The 16,997-nt window shown below is 63.7% G+C and carries 15 protein-coding genes; 10 read left to right on the top strand and 5 right to left on the bottom strand.

Going from position 1 to position 16,997, the window contains the following annotated elements; all coding sequences use genetic code 11:
• Window positions 1-39: 39 nt before the first annotated feature.
• Genes BLQ58_RS27195 through rfbA form a run of 6 tightly spaced genes read left to right on the top strand, consistent with a single transcriptional unit; the run spans window position 40 to window position 6,914 of the window.
• A complete protein-coding gene (locus BLQ58_RS27195; RefSeq protein ID WP_092603504.1) occupies window positions 40-1,053 on the top strand; it encodes a glycosyltransferase family 2 protein in 1,014 nt (337 codons plus the stop codon).
• 11 nt (window positions 1,054-1,064) lie between these two features.
• Window positions 1,065-2,174 carry a glycosyltransferase family 4 protein gene (locus BLQ58_RS27190; RefSeq protein WP_092603474.1) on the top strand — a complete coding sequence of 370 codons (1,110 nt, stop codon included), beginning with the start codon at window positions 1,065-1,067 and terminating at the stop codon, window positions 2,172-2,174.
• Window positions 2,156-3,409 carry a glycosyltransferase family 4 protein gene (locus BLQ58_RS27185; RefSeq protein ID WP_092603472.1) on the top strand — a complete coding sequence of 418 codons (1,254 nt, stop codon included), beginning with the start codon at window positions 2,156-2,158 and terminating at the stop codon, window positions 3,407-3,409. The genes BLQ58_RS27190 and BLQ58_RS27185 overlap by 19 nt, the downstream gene beginning before the upstream one ends.
• Before the next feature lie 8 nt (window positions 3,410-3,417).
• Window positions 3,418-4,719 carry an oligosaccharide repeat unit polymerase gene (locus BLQ58_RS27180; RefSeq protein WP_175460025.1) on the top strand — a complete coding sequence of 434 codons (1,302 nt, stop codon included), beginning with the start codon at window positions 3,418-3,420 and terminating at the stop codon, window positions 4,717-4,719.
• Between the two features lie 18 nt (window positions 4,720-4,737).
• Window positions 4,738-6,030, top strand: a complete 1,293-nt coding sequence (locus tag BLQ58_RS27175; protein ID WP_092603470.1) for an oligosaccharide flippase family protein — start codon at window positions 4,738-4,740, stop codon at window positions 6,028-6,030.
• The gene (gene rfbA / locus BLQ58_RS27170; protein ID WP_092603468.1) at window positions 6,027-6,914 is read left to right on the top strand and encodes a glucose-1-phosphate thymidylyltransferase RfbA; all 888 of its coding nucleotides are present in this window, start codon (window positions 6,027-6,029) and stop codon (window positions 6,912-6,914) included. Before BLQ58_RS27175 ends, rfbA begins: the two co-directional genes overlap by 4 nt.
• 65 nt (window positions 6,915-6,979) lie before the next feature.
• Here the strand turns inward: rfbA and BLQ58_RS27165 are convergent, their stop codons facing one another.
• Window positions 6,980-8,248, bottom strand: coding sequence for a right-handed parallel beta-helix repeat-containing protein (locus tag BLQ58_RS27165; protein ID WP_254776204.1), 1,269 nt, complete (start codon window positions 8,246-8,248; stop codon window positions 6,980-6,982).
• A gap of 503 nt (window positions 8,249-8,751) precedes the next feature.
• Between BLQ58_RS27165 and BLQ58_RS27160 the strand changes: the two genes are divergently transcribed.
• On the top strand, window positions 8,752-10,962 hold the full coding sequence (locus tag BLQ58_RS27160) for a penicillin-binding protein 1A (protein WP_092603466.1): 2,211 nt from the start codon (window positions 8,752-8,754) through the stop codon (window positions 10,960-10,962).
• Window positions 10,963-11,077: 115 nt separating this feature from the next.
• Here BLQ58_RS27160 and BLQ58_RS27155 read toward each other — a convergent pair whose 3' ends face one another.
• Entirely contained in the window at window positions 11,078-12,088 is a 1,011-nt protein-coding gene (locus BLQ58_RS27155) for a CAP domain-containing protein (protein WP_092603464.1), read from the bottom strand.
• Between the two features lie 779 nt (window positions 12,089-12,867).
• Between BLQ58_RS27155 and BLQ58_RS27145 the strand changes: the two genes are divergently transcribed.
• Window positions 12,868-13,422 carry a type 1 glutamine amidotransferase domain-containing protein gene (locus BLQ58_RS27145; protein WP_092603460.1) on the top strand — a complete coding sequence of 185 codons (555 nt, stop codon included), beginning with the start codon at window positions 12,868-12,870 and terminating at the stop codon, window positions 13,420-13,422.
• Between the two features lie 153 nt (window positions 13,423-13,575).
• Window positions 13,576-14,499, top strand: coding sequence for an NAD-dependent epimerase/dehydratase family protein (locus tag BLQ58_RS27140; RefSeq protein WP_175460024.1), 924 nt, complete (start codon window positions 13,576-13,578; stop codon window positions 14,497-14,499).
• Window positions 14,500-14,643: 144 nt separating this feature from the next.
• Here BLQ58_RS27140 and BLQ58_RS27135 read toward each other — a convergent pair whose 3' ends face one another.
• Window positions 14,644-15,108 carry a YaiI/YqxD family protein gene (locus tag BLQ58_RS27135; RefSeq protein WP_092603456.1) on the bottom strand — a complete coding sequence of 155 codons (465 nt, stop codon included), beginning with the start codon at window positions 15,106-15,108 and terminating at the stop codon, window positions 14,644-14,646.
• 214 nt (window positions 15,109-15,322) lie between these two features.
• Window positions 15,323-15,679: a single-stranded DNA-binding protein gene (locus BLQ58_RS27130; protein WP_092603454.1), complete on the bottom strand. Its 357-nt coding sequence runs from the start codon at window positions 15,677-15,679 to the stop codon at window positions 15,323-15,325.
• Between the two features lie 405 nt (window positions 15,680-16,084).
• On the opposite strand from BLQ58_RS27130, the gene BLQ58_RS27125 reads away from it, so the two are divergent.
• Window positions 16,085-16,336, top strand: a complete 252-nt coding sequence (locus tag BLQ58_RS27125; protein ID WP_368086178.1) for a hypothetical protein — start codon at window positions 16,085-16,087, stop codon at window positions 16,334-16,336.
• A 96-nt stretch (window positions 16,337-16,432) separates the two neighbouring features.
• Here BLQ58_RS27125 and chrE read toward each other — a convergent pair whose 3' ends face one another.
• Window positions 16,433-16,789, bottom strand: a complete 357-nt coding sequence (chrE, locus tag BLQ58_RS27120; protein ID WP_092603452.1) for a rhodanese family chromate resistance protein ChrE — start codon at window positions 16,787-16,789, stop codon at window positions 16,433-16,435.
• Between the last annotated feature and the right edge of the window lie 208 nt (window positions 16,790-16,997).

Here is a 16,997-nt window from a genome sequence, read left to right as displayed (position 1 = left end):
CCACTCATCACGGAGGCCACCATGCCGGACCCTGTCGCATTGCCCGCGCTCACTGTTGTGATTGCCAACTACAACTATGCGCGGTACGTGGCGGGCGCCATTGATTCGGCGCTGGGACAGTTCACGCCCGTGCACGTCATGGTGATCGACGACGGCTCCACCGATGGCTCGCGAGCGATCATCGAGGGCTATGGCGGGCGCGTGGAAGCCGTGTTCCAGCGGAACGGCGGACAGGTAGCCGCGTACAACCATGCGCTAGAACGTGTGCGCACGCCGTATGTGCTTTTTCTGGATGCCGACGATACGCTGTATCCCGAAGCCGCTGCCACGGTCCTGGCGGCCTTTGCCAAGGGTGACCCGGTCAAGGTGCAGTACCGGCTCGATGTCATGACGGCCGATGGCGTGCCCACCGGCGTCCAGGTGCCGCAGTCGATTCACGCAGACGGATGCGGGCGGATGCTGCGAGCCGGATGGCTGTATCCGTCGCCGCCCGGCTCGGGCAATGCGTATCGCGTGGACGCGCTGCGCCGCATCTTTCCGGTGCCGGTGGGTGCAGACAACATGCATGGCGCCGATTTCTACGCGATCTACGGGGTGGCGCTGCTGGGCGACGTCGGCGCGGTCGAGATGGCGCTGGGCGGCTATCGGGTACACCGCTACACGCGCGGCGACGCGCAGGGCAGCGATCTGTCGCTCGCCAATGCCGAGGACGCGATGGCCGGTGCCCGGCAGTCGGCGCGGCGCTGGCAGATCCTGCGGGACCTTGCGAAGGATCGGCTCGGCATCGAACTGCCCCCGGGCGTGCTGGATTTCTCCCTGGAGAAGGCCCGGTTCGCGCAGCACGTGTATGGCGCGACGCTGGCGCGCCGGTGGCACTGGTTCCAGCACGAATCCGGGCGGTACTTCCATACCATCGCGGCCAATCCGTTCTGGAGCCTGCGCAAGAAGGTGGCGGTCGGATGCCTGACCACGCTTTGCCTGTTGCCGGTGGCGTCGTTCAGCAACCGTGTGGTGCGATACATCGCCAACCCGCTCGCGCGGGCCGGCCTCTAGGAGCGCACGCGATGCCAAAGACCATCGCCATCAATGGGCGCTTCCTGGGGCGGCGCGCCACCGGCGTCGACCGTTTCGCGCACGAGGTAGTGCGCGCCATCGACCGGCTGGTGGCCGACAATGATCGCACCACGGCCGGCCTGTCGTTCGAAGTGCTCGTGCCGCCTGGCGTGGACGTCGATTCGGGCGAGTTCCCACACCTGCGTGTACGGACGGTCGGGCATGTCATCGGGCGCCGTAGCGGTCAGCTTTGGGAGCAGGTCAGCCTGCCGCTGGCGGCGCGCGGGTCGCTGTTGTTGAACCTGTGCAATGCGGCGCCGTTGCTGTACCGGAACCAGGTGACCGTCATGCACGATGCGGCGCCGGTGCGCGTGCCGCAGGCGTATTCGCGGGCGTTCCGCTCGTGGTATCGGGTCATGGCGCCGTGGGTCGGGCGTGTGGCACGCAGGGTGCTAACCGTATCGGAGTTTTCGCGCCGGGAGATTGCGGACGCCTATCGCATCCCGGGCCGGAAGATCGGCGTGCTGCCACTCAGTGGCGACCATATGCTGCGCTTGCCGGACGTGACCGGTATCCGGCGCAAGTACGGGCTGTCGGATCGGCCCTATGTGCTGGCGGTCAGCAGCGCCAGCTATCACAAGAACTTCCGGCTGGTAGTGGAAGCCGTGGGCATGCTGCGCGGGGCCGACTATGACGTGGTGATCGTTGGCGGTTCGGCAAGCGTGTTCCGGCCGGTGCACAACGATGACGCGGCGCCGGTCACACGGCTTGGCTATGTCGACGATGCCGACCTGAAGGCACTGTTCCGCGATGCGGCCTGTTTTGTCTTCCCGTCGTTGTATGAAGGCTATGGCCTGCCGCCCGTGGAGGCCATGACGCTGGGCTGCCCCGTTCTCGCGTCGAACCTGCCTTCGGTGCGCGAGGCGTGCGGCACCGCTGCGCTCTATTTCCGGCCCACCAAGCCGGCCGAATTCGGCGAACTGCTTACGTATGTGATGCAGGACGGCACGTTGCGCGACGCGATGCGGCAGCGCGGCTACGCACATGTGCAGCGGTATTCCTGGCGCGACACCGCCGCGCGGCTACTTGGCGAGATATCCCCATGCCTTCCACAACGATGAACCCACGACGCGACACCGATGACGCCGACTTCGGCAAGGTCGCGGTCGTCCACGAATGGCTCGTCACGTATGCCGGTTCCGAACGGGTACTTGAACAGATCCTGAAGATATGGCCCGAGGCCGACCTGTTCAGCGTGGTCGATTTTTTTCCCGATGCCCAGCGCGGGGCGCTGCAGGGCAAGCATGCGACGACCACATTCATCCAGAAGCTGCCCCGCGCCCGCAAGTCGTTCCGGTCGTACCTGCCGCTGATGCCGCTGGCCGTGGAGCAACTCGACCTCTCCGCCTACGACCTCGTGATCTCGTCGAGCCACGCTGTTGCCAAGGGGGTGATTACCGGGCCGGGGCAGTTGCATGTCAGTTATGTCCATTCCCCGATCCGCTATGCATGGGACCTGCAGCATCAATACCTGAGCGAGTCGAAGCTGACGCGTGGCCCAAAGAGCTGGCTGGCGCGGGCCATCCTGCACTACATGCGGATGTGGGACCATCGCACCGCGCATGGCGTGGATGTGTTCGTCGCCAACTCCGCCTATGTGGCGCGGCGCATCCGCAAGGTCTATGGGCGCGATGCGGCCGTGGTTTATCCGCCCGTGGATATCGACCAGTTCAGCCTCTGCGAGCAGCGCGAGGACTTCTTCCTGACGGCATCGCGGCTGGTGCCCTACAAGCGGGTGAGCCTGATCGTCGAGGCATTCGCCGCGATGCCGGACAAGCAACTCGTGGTGATCGGTGACGGGCCGGACCTGGAGCGCATCCGCGAGATGGCCACCCCTAACGTGCGCATCCTGGGATACCAGCCAGCCGACGTGCTGGTGGCGCACATGCAGCGTGCCAAGGCTTTTGTGTTTGCGGCCGAAGAGGATTTCGGCATCGTCGCCGTGGAGGCCCAGGCCTGCGGGACGCCGGTGATTGCGCTGGGGCAGGGCGGGGCCCGCGAGACGGTGATCGACAGCCGTGATCGCGATTTGCGGACCGGCGTATTCTTTCCGCGGCAGACCGTCGAGGATATCGTTCGCGCGGTTTGCCGGTTTGAGGAAAGCGGACCATTCCAGCCGGCGGCGTGCCGCCGCAATGCGCTGCAGTTCTCGCCCGAGAGGTTTCGGCGGGAATTCCGGGCGCTGGTGCATGCGGCCATGATGCGGGATGCGGTGGCCGCGCCGTCTGCTGTACCGTCGGCACCCTCGATACCGGGCCTGCCGGCGGCCGCACCGCTGGTGGTGGCCTCGAACTGAGCGCGCCGATGACGATGCATGGCGCCTGTAACGCGTACGACGGCTACTGGTGGGATGATCCCGCGCGGCTGCTCCTGTGCTTCATCCTGCCACTGTATGGGCTTGTGTCGCTGGAACTGCTGGGCGACCAGAAGTCCATCGACCATATCTACTTCAGCGGTACCTATGCGATGGCCGGTGCGCTGTTCCTGCTTGCGATAGCGGTGGGTGCGCTGGGAGAGCGTGTGCTGGTCCCGCGCGATGCCGACGCGCCGGTGGCGCTGTCCGCGCTGGTGCTCGATGCGCTGTTCTGGCTGGCCTGCGTCGGCTACGTGGTGATGATGGGCGGCGTGATCGCCCGGCCGGCGGTGCTGCTTTCCTATTTGAACGGCGCCGCCAGTACCTATGACGTGCTGGAGCTGAAAGGGCGGGTGGTGGGCATCAGCACGCTGACCCAGGCTTCGGTGGCCTATGTGCCTCTTTACTTCGTCATCTTCCGCACCGCGCCTCGCGGCCTGACCCGCTACCAGGCCTACCTGTTCGTGCTGTTCGTGCTGACGCTTTTGCGCAGCTTCATTTTTGCCGAGCGGCTGGCGTTGGTGGAAGTGGTGTTGCCATGGGCCCTCATGATGGCGCGCTTCCGCTTGCGGCCGCCCCGCGGGTCGCTGCGCGCGGCGCTGCTGACACTCGGGCCGTTTGCCGCCATCCCGCCGCTGATCGGGTTCTTCATCGCGAACGAGTACAACCGGTCGTGGGAAACGTACTACGTCAACATCTACGACAACATCTTCGACTTCGCGCTGGAACGACTGGGTCTGTACTACTCGACGGCGATCAACAACGGTTCCGGCCTGCTGACGATCATGGGTTGGGGCACCGGGGCGCCGACGTTCACATTCGACTGGCTTATCCGGTTTCCGATCATCGGCGAGAGCTTCCGCCCGCTGGTTGGGGCGGACGATGGGTACAGCATGTTTCTCAACACCTTCGGGGATCCGGAGTTCAACAATCCGTCGGGCATCTTCGTGCATTTCTACGAGTGGGGCGATTTCGCCCTGCTGGAAGCCGCGCTGATGGGGTGGCTGCTGGGCCGCAGCTACGCGGGATGGCGTGCCGGCCATGGATTCTGGTGCTGTGCCCATGCTGTACTGCTGGTGTCGCTGATGGAGATCCTGCGCGTGCCGAACCTGTTCAGCGGCCGCAACTTCGTGCCGCTGGCGCTGCTGTGGCTGGTGTTCCGGTGCCTGGGGCGGCCGGCTGCCAGCGTGGCGCCCGCGGGCGTGCGCTCGCTATACGGTCGACCGAACGTGCCGACCGCCGGTCCGCGCTGAACCCAGGGCCCACTTCCGATGCCGCCTTCCATACGCTCCACCGCCACCTATCTGCTGCTGATCCAGGGCGGTAACTACCTGTTTCCGCTGGTGCTGTTGCCGTTCCTCGGTCACAAGCTCGGCGTGCGCGAGTTCGGCGTGCTGGCCTACTGCCAGGCGCTGGCGCAGTACCTGATCCTGCTGACCGATTACGGCCACAATCTCTCGGCGACACGGCTGGTATCGCTGCGGCGCGACGATCCGGCCGCTGTCGCGGCGGTGTTTTCGGCCACGATGGCGGCCAAGCTGCTGCTCACGCTCGGCGCGGCGGCGCTGTTGGCTGGCGCGTTGTGGTGGGCGCCGGACCTGCGCGAACATCGGGCCATCGTGGCCGCGGCGTTCGTGGGCGTGGTGGCCAACGCCGTGACACCGATCTGGCTCTACCAGGGCCTGGAGCGGATGAAGGTGCTGGTATTGCCGAACTTCGCGTCCAAGGCCATCAGTCTGGCCTGCGTGGTGGCATGGGTGAAATCGCCCGGCGACGCGGCGCTGGCCGCCCTGGGTATCTCCGTCGGCACGCTGATCCTGGCCGTCGCGGCCCTATGGGGCGTATGGCGCAGGGGACTGGCGACGCTGGTCAGGGTGCCGTTGGCAGCGGCCATGGCGTCGCTGCGCGAAGGCTTCCCGATGTTTCTGTCGCTGGTGTTGGTCAGCTTCTATGTGAACTTCAACGCGATCCTGCTGAACCATTTCCACGGTCCTGTAGCGGTGGGGCAGTTCTCGATGGCCGACAAGATCCGCATTGCCGGGCAGACGATCTTTACGGTCATCGGCACGGCGTTCTATCCGCGCATCAGCCAATACAACGTCACCGATCCACCGGCGGCGCGTGCGCTGATGCGTCGCGCGATGATAGTCGTCTTTGGCTGTTCGGGCGCGATGTTCGTTGCAGTGGAGCTGTTTGCCGGCGTCGGCATCCGGATGTGGCTAGGCGAGCCGTTCCACGACACCATCCTGCTGCTGCGGCTGGAGGGTGTGCTGCTGCCATTGACCAGCGTGGCATTCATTTTCGGCAACCTCGGCCTGATGGCATCGGGGCGGCACCGTGCCGTGCGAAATATCTATGCTGCCGTGACAGTCATGCACCTGACCTACGCGGTGCCTTTCGTGCTGTACATGGGCGCCCGGGGCACGGTCATATCGGTGCTGATCACCGAGGCCGTTGGGGCCATCGCCTTCTATCTCTGCTACCGGCGCGAGACCCCGACTCGCGTGCCGGCGCCCTCGCTGGTTGCACAGGAATCCCCCACTGCCAAGGAGATGCAGGCATGACGCGCAAAGGCATCATTCTCGCCGGAGGCTCCGGCACGCGGCTCTATCCCGTCACGCACTGCGTCTCCAAGCAGTTGCTGCCGGTCTATGACAAGCCGATGATCTACTATCCGCTTTCCACGCTGATGGTGGCTGGCATCCGCGACGTGCTGGTCATCTCCACGCCGCAGGACACGCCGCGCTTTGCGGCTTTGCTCGGCGATGGCCGGCAGTGGGGGCTGAACCTGCAGTATGCGGAGCAGCCGTCGCCGGACGGCCTGGCGCAGGCGTTCCTCATCGGCCGTGACTTTGTGGGGCGCGATCCCTCGGCGCTGATCCTGGGCGACAACATCTACTATGGGCATGACCTGGCCCGCATGCTGGTCCGCTCCAGCCGTCGCGAGGACGGCGCCACCGTGTTCGCGTATCACGTGCACGATCCCGAGCGATATGGCGTGGTGGAATTCGATGAGGACTTTCGAGCGCTGTCCATCGAGGAAAAGCCGGCGCAGCCGCGATCGAACTATGCGGTGACGGGGCTTTACTTCTATGACAACCGTGTTTGCGATATTGCCGCCGATATCCGGCCGTCGGCACGTGGCGAACTGGAGATCACCGAAGTCAACGCCCGCTACCTGGATGCCGGCAAGCTGACCGTCGACATCATGGGGCGCGGCTTTGCATGGTTCGATACCGGCACGCATGATTCGCTGATCGACGCCGCGCAGATGGTGGCGACCCTGCAGAAGCGGCAGGGCCTGATGGTGGCGTGTCCCGAGGAAATTGCCTACCGGCGTCGCTGGATCGACGAGGAGCAGGTCGCGCGGCTGGCCGCGCCATTGGGCAAGAGCCATTACGGCAAGTATCTGCAGCGGCTGCTGGCGGAATCGCCGCGCGTCAGGTGAGGCTGGCATGGGCAGCCTGTGTCGCAACGGTGTGCGCTGCCAGGCCCGCAGCGGCCTGGCAGGTCTTACCGCGCACGCCGTAGATAAGTCCGCACTTGAGGGAGGCGGCTCGCGTCCGCGCCGGCGGCCTGGATCGATCCCGCGCCGTTGCATCCTGACGGTGGCGGCAGGGGTGCGCCATCGAGCGTATTGGTGCCGCAGGTGAACTGATCGGCCGTGCAATTGCGGTACTGGAGCGCGATGGCCGCGCCGCCGATCGCCGCGAAGCGGTTGTTGCTGATGTCGGCCTGGCAGATATTGCCCTGCGCGCGATAGCCGTCAAAGCGCGTGCGCGTGACCTGGTTGCCGGTTACCTGCACGCGCGTCACGCTGCCGCTCCCGGTATTGATGTCGATGGCGGCGTGCCCCGTTGCCATACGGTTGTTGCCGGGCTCCGTGGCGTTCTGGTCATCGGCTATCGTGTTGCTGGCGATCAGCACATTCGTGGCGTCGGCGGTGCGATAGCCGTCTTCCTGCGCGACCATCACGGCGGCCGCCTTCTGGACGCCTTCGATCCAATTGCCGGCAACTGTGACATCGGCGCCCCCGACGACCGCCACGCCACGTCCCCAGGCGTTGCCGGCCAGGTAGTTGCTTGTGACGTAGATATTCCGGGTCTGCGCGTTGTCGCGCTGGTAGCTGACGATACCCACCATGTCGTCGCCAGTGGCGGTGACGGACGAATTCTGCACGAGCACGTCTTGCGAGCCGCCCGTGATGTGGATGCCATCGGCCAGCGTGCCGCTGATCTTGTCGCCAACCAGGGCGATGCCGACGCCGCGCGACACGAAGATGCCGGCGCTGGCGCCGCCTTCGATGGTCACGTCCAGTACCTGTATGCCCGTGCCATCGACAATCACCTTGGCCGACGTGGCGGATTCGAGCCGCCGCGAGCCTGTGCCCTTGAGCGTCACGCCTACCAGCGTCGAATTCGCGCCGGTGATCTGGATGGCCTGCTGGTCGGGATTCGACGCGACCAGCGTGGCGTCGTAGCCCGATATCGCGACCTGTTCGCGGCGCACCACGAGCACGCGGCCGACCATATAGGTGCCGGGCGAGAGCACCAGCCGTTGTCCGGGCTGGAGGTTGTCGAGCGCGGCCTGCAGGGCATCGGCCTGGTCCACGCCGCTGGCACCCGGCTGTACGATCACGTCGGCTGGCGCGCCAGTCGCCGGGGATACCGGCATCGACACGTGTGGCCATTGCGCCAGCAGGGCGGTCCCGCCGACGACGGCGGCAACGATCGCGGCGGCAATGCCGAGCCGGCGGCGCCTGGGGCGGCTGCCGGGCTTCATCTGCGGCCACCCGGCGTGGCCGCTACCGCATGGGTGACCGCTTCGCAAGGATGTTTCATCGCTGCTACCTTTTGCGTGCCCCGGGGCGGGTGCTGCGGGGATTCAAAGCAGCATACCGGCGTGCCGCGGCGCGCAGGTGGTGCGACAGGCGCCCAAAGGCATGTTGTCGGAAAAGGGCGATAGGTTGGCGGAAGCCAGAGGTGGCACCTGACCGTGAGCCGTTCTTCGCGTGTCTCCTGAGCGGGCATTCTCACGCCACAGACGGAGGGCCCCGCAATGCACTCGCCTGCATTCCTCGTATCAAGAAGCCGCCGCCCAGCGTCTCATTCCTATTCTGGTCGGCGCAGCGCACCCGCTGACCTACGCGTAACAGCCGCCGGCTCAGCGCGAAACAAATGTAATCGGATGTAAATATCGCGCATTGCGGCCCTTGTGGACGCATCCTGCGACGCTTCGCTTTGGTAGGATCGCGCTCTTTTCGCCAGCCCCTGTCGCCTGCCACCGTGAAACGCCGCTACCTACTGTTGCTTCGTGAGTCTTGCGCGCGGTGGCTGGCGCGACTCCAACCACTGGCAGCCATCGCGTCCGCGCGAGCCAGAGACATTCTCCAGAGTGGTCTGCATCGCTTGCGACACCAAACGCGACGCGGTGTCGTCCTGACGCTCGCCGCGTTGCCAGCGGTCTTTCTGCTGTACGCGCTCGCGCTCGTGCCATTCACGCCGAGTATCGGCGACATCCGAAAGGCTCGTGTCGATCAGCCAGCCCTGATCGTCTCGGCAGATGGCAAGCTGCTTGATGAATTCAAACCGGTCAATCGCGAGTGGGTGTCGCTCACGCAGGTATCGCCCTACATGGTGGCGGCCCTGATCGCAACGGAAGACCGTCGTTTCTACGAGCATCATGGCATCGACTGGAGACGTATCCTGTCGGCCGCACTGCATACCTTCTCCGGCGACCGGCAAGGTGGATCGACAATCACCCAGCAACTCGCGCGCAATCTATATCCGGACGGAATCGGGCGCGCGCCGACCCTCACGCGCAAACTGAAGGAAGCGATCACCGCATTCAAGATCGAGGCGGTGTATAGCAAGGATCAGATCCTTGAGACGTACCTGAACACGGTACCGTTTCTGTACAACGCATTTGGCGTGGAAATGGCCGCACGCACCTATTTTGGCAAATCGGCCGGCCAGCTCGATGTGCTGGAGAGCGCCACGCTCGTGGGCATGCTGAAGGCAAACAGCACCTACAACCCGATCTTGAATCCGGAGCGTGCGCTGCAGCGGCGGAACACCGTGCTTGGGCAAATGAGCAAGTATGGGACGCTCAAACCAGATAGTTACAACCGGCTGAAACGACAACCGCTGCGCGTGGATTTCGAGATGCAGACCGCACCCCTCGGTGCCGCACCGCATTTTTCCGCGCAACTGCGCAAATGGCTGATCGCATGGGCTGACCGTAACGGGTACAACATTCATGCAGACGGTCTGGTTGTGCGCACCACCATCGATTCCCGTTTGCAGGCGATGGCGACGCAAGCATTGGACTGGCAGACGAAGCAATTGCAGTGGATTGCGAACGGCGCCTGGAACGAGCGCACGGGCTGTTGGCCGGGAAGCGACCTGTTTCAGGCATTCATTCGACAGACGCCTGAATATCGCGCGGCACGGGAGGCCGGTCATTCGGATCCGGCGGCACTCAAGAAGCTCGGGACGGACCTGACGTTCGTGCGCGCGTTGTGCCGGAGCAAGACGCAGGTTCAGGCGGGCTTCGTCGCGATTGACCCACGCAACGGTGCAATCAAGGCGTGGGTGGGCAGTCGAAATTTCAGTGAAGTGCCATTTGACCACGTGCAGCAGGCCCGACGTCAGCCCGGTTCAACGTTCAAGCCATTCGTCTACGGCGCGGCGTTTGCAGACGGCGTACGGCCGAGCGATACGATCGTCGACCAGAACGTCGCGATTCCGTTGAACGGGCAGGGTGTCTGGCGCCCGACAGATGCTGAGCCGGCGAGTAACCGACCGATGACACTGCGCGACGCGCTCGTATATTCACGCAACCGCGTCACGGCTCAGCTCATGCAAAGGGAGCACCCCGAGAAGGTCGCGCGCCTTGCGCGGGCGATGGGTGTGCGTGAGAGCCCGCTTGACGCGGTGCCGTCCCTCGCCCTGGGGACGAGCCCGGTTACGCTCAAGGAAATGGTTTCGGCGTACGGGACGATTGCAAACCGCGGTGCTTACATGGAACCGCGTATGGTCACGCGCATCGAGCGTCGCGATGGCACGGTGCTGGCCGACTTTCCAAGCGCGTCGCCGGAACAGGCATTGGCCGCGGGCGCTGCGCAAACGCTAGTCGATGTCATGCGCGACGTCGTCAGCCGAGGCACTGGGGCAGATATCTGGCGGCGCTTCGGGATTCGTGCGGATGTGGCCGGCAAGACTGGCACTACACAGGACAACACCGATAGCTGGTTCATCCTGATGCATCCGCATTTGGTCGCGGGTGCGTGGGTGGGATTTGACGACGGGCGTGTGACGCTTGGCGACTACTGGGGTCAGGGGGCGCATAGTGCATTGCCGATGGTCGGTGCGTTCTACGATATGGCGCTGCGCGCGAGAGTGATTAATCCAGATGCACGGCTGGGCCCCGAAGTCAGGCCGCCTCGCCCATCTCATGCAAGACAGCATCGGCGATTCCTGTTCTGGAACTTCTGACCTGTCGCTGCATGACGTGAACGGCATGACGGCGGGACTGCAGTATTTCCTGGAGACGGCATCAGCTTTGCGCGGCCAACCCCTCGGTGGCTTGCGGGTAGGCTGACGACGTCGTTCAGAATGCCGTAAAGCGCCAGGACTTGTTGATCGCTACACCGTTGCGCGCGCCAGCGAAAGTCGCCGTGTAGGTGCCTGCCGCGATGGGCTGCGTGGGGAGGAGGAACACAACGCCGCGATACAGGCCCGTGTCCTCGATAGCCGACGCGAGCGACCCGGCCTTGGATTGCGCCGGGACGAGGATGCGAGCCGGTATGCGACTGCCACTCGGCCCCGTCAAGAAAAAGTTGGAGACTGTAAGTACGTCAGAGGGCTTCTCGACGTTGACGCGGAACATGATTGGCGTGCCGGCTCTGGTCAGATCCGGCGCAGGATTGGGCGTCTCGTCCCCAGGAATAAACAAACCGTAGACGGAGGCATTGTCAGCCGGGTAGTGCGCGCCAGTGCCGGGAGGTAGTTGTTGGCCACCCCATTGGGCAAGGCCGTAGCCGCCGGTTCCGGCTGCCGTCACCACGGAAAAATTCACGACGCAGTAATTGTCACGCATGGCGACGCCGATCATCTCCTGGTTGCTGGTAATCCCTTGCAAGTGGTAAACAGAGTTCGCCATCGAGGCAAGACAGCGGGAAAGGTCGCCGTTGTAGGCATTTTGTCCGACCCATTGGTGACGGGAGCCGCCGGCGGTGAGAACCTGCAGGTACGGGTCGGGACTGGTGAAACCTGGATTGCCAGGAATTTCGGTATGGCCTAGCACCGCATTGCGCTTCAAATACTCCAGGTGGTTCTCAGCCGCAGCATCCAGGGCAGCGTCTTGTCGCAACGGGCCGACTCCCATGGCGACACGGAGTGCATTGAGTGCATTGAAGAAATCGAGGCGGGCATCGGTTCGGGGGTAAGTGGACGTGAGCGTGTCCACCGTATGCGTTGAGGCGGGCGGCTTCTTCCCGATGATCGGCGCGCGTTGCAGGTGTGAAGAAGTTGTTGGCGGGGTTGCGCCAGCGCTACCGCTACCGGCGCAGGCCGCGATGAAAGTAAATATAGCGGCGACTGCAAAGAGAATCTGCTTCACGTTTTTTTTTGATGGTTCGGGGTCCGTACAAGCGGTGCCAAGAATGGTCGAGTGACCTTGGCAAATCCGCTTCCGGACGCTTAACGTGATAGGGGCGTGATCCGTGGACAGGCAGCGCGCGTGGCACGGCAAGCCGCGTGAAACGCGATGCGCGTCGCCAATCGTCCCTCGCCGGGCTATATATGTCGTGCCGTGCTATGTGCGTCCAGGTCCGACGCGCACGCCTTGCTTGTCTCGCTGAATGAGGGGCAGATGTCCATACGATCGCAGTCGAGCCACGGCTTGCCGGGCCGAAGTGGCGGCTTCAAGGTCGGACAAGGCTGCAGTCTCTATGCCGAAGGAGCCGCATCTGGGGCAGGCATATTTGTATCCCCGTAGCGCGGAAGATCGAATCCGCTCGGCGGCGGTACCGCATAGAGGGCAATTTGCGGGTTCTGGAAGCATGGCGTCGGGCGCAGTGGATACTGTATGGATATACAGTATAGCTGAGGTTAAGCGAAAGGGAAGTCCTTCGCGAATTGGCACGTCAGCGTCAGCCTTGGTGTGGCTTGAGCATGCGGGTTTCCAAGCGTTTCCTCTACGAGTCGATCAGGAAGTTTCTGCGCGACGCCGGCCTGCGCAGTTGTACGCCCCGGCAATCAATAGGGTTCGCCAATGAAAAAAGTACCATCGCGTCGGCCGAAGGCTGAACGGGGAAGGGCGTCCACGCGTGCGTGCCGCTGGCATGGCCAGTGCTTGCCATGTTCCATCCCGGTACCGGACGAACAAGGAGAAAAAGCATGGCTGACAGAACGCTGGACGGCCTGAAGGTGGCCATTCTCGTGACCGACGGATTCGAGCAGGTCGAGCTCGAGGAGCCCCGCAAGGCTTTGGACGCAGCAGGCGCCACGACTCAGGTCGTTTCTCCCAAGGACGGGGAGGTGAAAGGGTGGAAGTTCAAGGAGTGGGGCGATACAACGTCGGTGGACAGGCCATTGCGACAGGCGCAAGCTGATGACTTCGACGCGCTGCTCTTGCCGGGCGGAGTCATCAACCCCGATGCGCTGCGCATGGATGCGTCTGCGGTGTCGTTCGTGAAGGCATTCGTCGATGCGGGCAAGCCCGTGGCGGCCATTTGCCATGGACCGTGGACGCTGATCGAGGCGGGCGCGGTCAAGGGTCGCAGGATGACGTCGTGGCCGTCGCTGAAAACCGATCTGGTCAACGCTGGCGCCAATTGGGTCGACGAGGAGGCGGTGGTGGACGGAAACTTGGTCACCAGCCGCAATCCAGATGACATTCCGGCGTTCAGCCGGGCAGCCATCGAAACGTTCGCAAGTGCACGCCGCAAGTAGTCCGCTGGCGCGCCGCAGTGCGGACGCGTCCCGCTTCTTGCGTCGTCCAAGTCTCGTGCGACATGCATATCTGACGCAGCATGCACGATGCACGATACAAGCCGGTTGTTGGCCGGTTCCACCCTTATCCTGGCGAGGACAATGGCAAAAAACATGGTGCTCGTAACGGGCGCGCGCGGTTTCCTTGGCGGCTTCGCGCTGCGGCATTACGTGCGTGCTGGGTGGGACGTCATCGGGTTGGGTCGCGACGCGGCCCCCGGCGCCGAGCCGTTGCCGGCCAATGTGGCCTGGCACGCCGGCGAAGTGAGCATGAAAACGCTGAGATCGCTAGGCGTGCGCCCGAACCTGATCGTCCATTGCGCGGGCGGCGGCTCGGTGCCGCAGTCGTTCAGCAACCCGGCTGCCGACCTGCGGGACACGGTGGATGCCACGGCGGCAGTACTCGAATTCGTGCGCCAGCACTGCACGGAGTGCGTGGTGGTCTACCCTTCCAGCGCGGCGGTGTACGGCAACGCAGCCGCCGACCAGGTGGATGAGGACGTGCCAGTGTCGATCCGCGCACCGGGCTCGCCCTATGGGACGCACAAGCTCATGGCCGAGCAGCTATGCCTGTCGTATGCGCGCCATTTTGGCCTGTCGGTCGCCATCGTCCGGCTTTTTTCGATCTATGGCGAAGGCCTGCGCAAGCAGCTGTTGTGGGACGCGTGCCAGAAAATCGAACGGGGCGATCACGTCTATGGCGGCACGGGCAGCGAGTGCCGCGACTGGATGCACGCCGAGGATGCCGCGCGCCTGCTGGCAGCAGTGGCGCCTTACGCGCAGCCCGAATGTCCGATCTTCAATGGTGGGAGCGGCGAGCCCACTACGGTGCGGGATGTGTTGCAACTGCTGTACCGCGAACTCGGCGTCAACGCCGTGCCCCGCTTCTCGCAGCATCCTCGTCCCGGCGATCCGCAGAGCCTGCAGGCCGATATCAGCCGCGCGCTTGGCATCGGCTGGACGCCGTCGATCAGCCTGAAGCGCGGCATCGCCCGCTACGCCCACTGGTACGGTCAGGGCCACCACGAGACTGTCTGAATCGACCGCAGGCCCGTTCGGTAGTAATCGAAGTCCGACGACCGCGACATTTGACCTGACCACAGAGTGGTCTTGGGGCGCCCCGCTCATGGTCATGCCGATCGATTCCGCGGCGCTTTGACGCGACAAGCCCCTGGGCGGCTGTCAGGGCGCCGTTTTTGGGGTGGCATGCTGCACCAGAAATTGGTCCAGCCGGCCAGCAAAGGCCTTGCTGTCTTGTGGTCCATATGGCGCAGGCCCTCCGGTTTCGATGCCACAGGCCCGTAACTGGTCCATGACTTCACGCATCGTCAGGCGCTCCTGGATATTCTCCGGGCTAAACCAGTTCCCTCGGGGATCCAGCACGCGGGCGCCCTTCGCCAAGGCAGCAGAGGCCAGCGGGATGTCAGCGGTAATCACGAGGTCACCGGCGTTGGCCAACTCGACGATACGGTCGTCGGCGCTGTCAAATCCCGCGGGTACCTGCACGAGCTTGATGTACGGGGAGGGCGGTGTACGCAGGTATTGATTCGCCACTAGTGTCACGCATACGCTGACGCGTTGCGCGGCCCGATACAACATGTCCTTGACGACAACGGGGCAGGCATCGGCATCAACCAGTATTTGCATCGCGGGAGTTCCAGATGAGGAAGGCGGGGTACATCATGATAATGCCTTCAGGCACGCCTGCTAACCAAGCAGAAGCTCGCGCAGCCCAAGCCAGGCGCCTGGTCCGCCAATAAATCACTGTCCTCCAGGAGGACCGAGCGACGTCATGTTGACGCCGATATCGCGGTCCGCTCATCGCGGGGCATCTGTGCATCCCGCGTTAGACGGACCTGTCTTACAGACCGGCTGCGCCAGTCGGTGGTGACGGCTGCTGGACAGCCTGCCGCTTTCGGTCGATGTGGTAGGGCGTCAGCACTGCATGGGCCACCATGTCGAGCGCCGGGCGTGCATCACCATTCTTGTCAGTCCATATCTTCGGTGTGAGCGTGCCAGACAGGGCAACCGAATCTCCATCATCCAGCGCGAGCAGTGCCGCCCGTGCTTCGTCGCTGAATGCAATGACGTTGACGAACAGCGATTCGCCGTCGCCAGCGGGGGCGAGCACCTTCGTTGTGACATAGGCCTTGCCGCCTTGCCCTTGGCGCTCCGCGGACTTTCCGTAGACCCTGCCACCAATCAGACCATCAATCATTCTTTTCCTCACTATCCCGGGCGACTGCCGCGCGGGCCTCCATTGATCCTTCACCACTCCCGCCGGCGCGGGGGGACAGTCGTCGATCATCACGCCCCCTCCAGGGGGGTGGACCCGAATTCGGCGGCAGACTACCACGGCTCAAAGGATGTCTGGTCAACCGCGATCCCGTTCAGGTCAACGGCCGGTACTCCGGGTTTGCACCGCCACGATCGCCGCAGGGATGATCGGACGGTTGAATATGATGGAGGGGGCACTCAGTGTCCATCCGCGCCCGGTGCTTTCGATGGCGCTCCGCCGGCTACACTTACCGTGGCGTTTTGGAGGCACGTTTGGAAAGCTCACAGCGGCGCACTACCGTCGCCTATGCTCTTTGCAGAGACGCCCTTTTTTCACGAGGAGGGGATGATGGACAGAATCATAAAGAACAAGGCGGAGGTGCGAGCCATGGTCCGCGCGGCGCAGGACAAGATTGCGGTGTGCTCAAACACTTGCTTTGGAGACGTGTGTTGGCACCCTGCGGACTTGGACGGATGCAACTGGTCGATCTCGACCATGGAGGGCGACGCCAGTGCCGCCTGCCTGCAGGCGCTAAAGCCTCATATCGATGATTTGCGCGCGCGCTTCAACATTCGAGAAGAAGCGGAGCGACAGTGAATTTCCGCCTGTGAATGCTGGCTGCCAAATTGCCCGGGCGGGCATCTTCGACATGGTTACGCATAAGGATCGGCAATACCATCGATCTTCGGCCATTCACGGGTAATCCCGGTCATGCCTCTTCCGTAATGGCTTGCGAATGGTCGGGTGATTCCCTGCCATCCATCCTTCGAGACCGCCAACCAGGTAAGTCGCGGCGAAGCCCACCGCCTCGAGTAACGCCGCGCAGTCTTGACCGACTTGGTGACCGTGGACGCAATAGACGGTGACCGGACGATTTGCATCGAGCGTGGCGATCCAACTGCCCAGTTCGTCGGGATTTTGCCAGATTGCCCCGGCAATCATTTCTTCACTCGCGTCGAACGCTGGCTTGCGCCGCACGTCGATCAATTGGGGTGCGTCCACGGACCGCAGAGCTTCCGCAAGTTCCAGAGGGGAGGTGGCGTTTGGCATGGGAGTACCTGCTTCGATTAGTGTCGTACCGCAGTCGTTAATCGGCGGACGGCAGAACTCGCCCACTTATGCGACCGCCTTCGCGCCGTGGTTGGCAGCAACCAAGCGTCGCAGGGCGAGGGCAAAGAGAATTCATGCAGCCAGCTTAGTCGGCTGTATGGGTGTCTTCAATGTGGTAGCGACCTCTACAGAGTGAACGAGCCCGCCC

Origin of the sequence: Ralstonia sp. 25mfcol4.1, from assembly GCF_900104095.1 — a bacterium.
Classification (GTDB): domain Bacteria; phylum Pseudomonadota; class Gammaproteobacteria; order Burkholderiales; family Burkholderiaceae; genus Cupriavidus.
The sequence above is the reverse complement of the archived record's forward strand: the minus strand, read 5'-3'. Positions and strand labels throughout refer to the sequence as shown.